This window comes from Frankia sp. CeRuru1 (assembly GCF_977966315.1).
Genome location: NZ_CDWWEW010000222.1, coordinates 1 through 720 on the forward strand (window position 1 = coordinate 1; position 720 = coordinate 720).

The following is a 720-nucleotide window of genomic DNA, read 5'->3' on the forward strand; positions in this document are numbered from 1 at the left end:
GCGGCCCGGGCCGCGAAGCCGGGGGCCGTCGGACGGCGCCGCGCCCCTGGCCGGAACCGGGCTGGCCGGAACCGGGCTGGGCGGGTGTGTCGGTCTTCGGTGGCGTCGACCGCTTCGATGATTCCGGGGTGTCCGCCACGGCTGGCCGGGCGGGAGCCGGCGGCACCGACCGCTGCCCGCCGCCCACGGACCGCGCCGGTGAAGCTTCTCCCAAGGGTGGAACCGACGTCGGCGGGATACGGCCGGCACCCTGCCGCGGGGCGGCAACCGCGCTCCCCGCACTCCCTGGGTTTCCCGGCTTCCCGAGGTTTCCCGGCTTTTCGGGATTCTCGGTCTTTGTCGTGCTCTGCGGGCTTCCGGCCCGCTCCGCACCGCTCCGGCCGGCCGGACCCGCCTCGGCCGAACTCGCGCTCGCTGCTCGTCCGCCCTGGGAGGAGATCGTATTCGACGCACGGGCGGACGTGGCGGCCGCGTTCCTCCCGGCCCCCGGGCGCGGTGCGGTCTTCTCCATGGTCCCACCGCTCTGCCCGGTCCGGGGTACTCCGGTTTCGGGATTGGCCGCGGCGTCGCCGTTCGTCGACCGGGCGTCGGACGCCTGACCGTCCGTCCCACTTCCCTGCTCGGCCATCCCACCACTTCCTGACATACACCGTGTGCAACAGGCCGCCGGCCGACCCGGTACGGACCGGAGGCGACCGGAGGCGACCGGAGGCGACCGGA

1 pseudogene is annotated in these 720 nt (G+C 74.9%); it reads left to right on the top strand.

The annotated features are described in order from the left end of the window. Positions 1-599, top strand: a pseudogene (locus AC08OP_RS15795) (hypothetical protein); the annotation flags it as partial. Positions 600-720 lie beyond the last annotated feature (121 nt).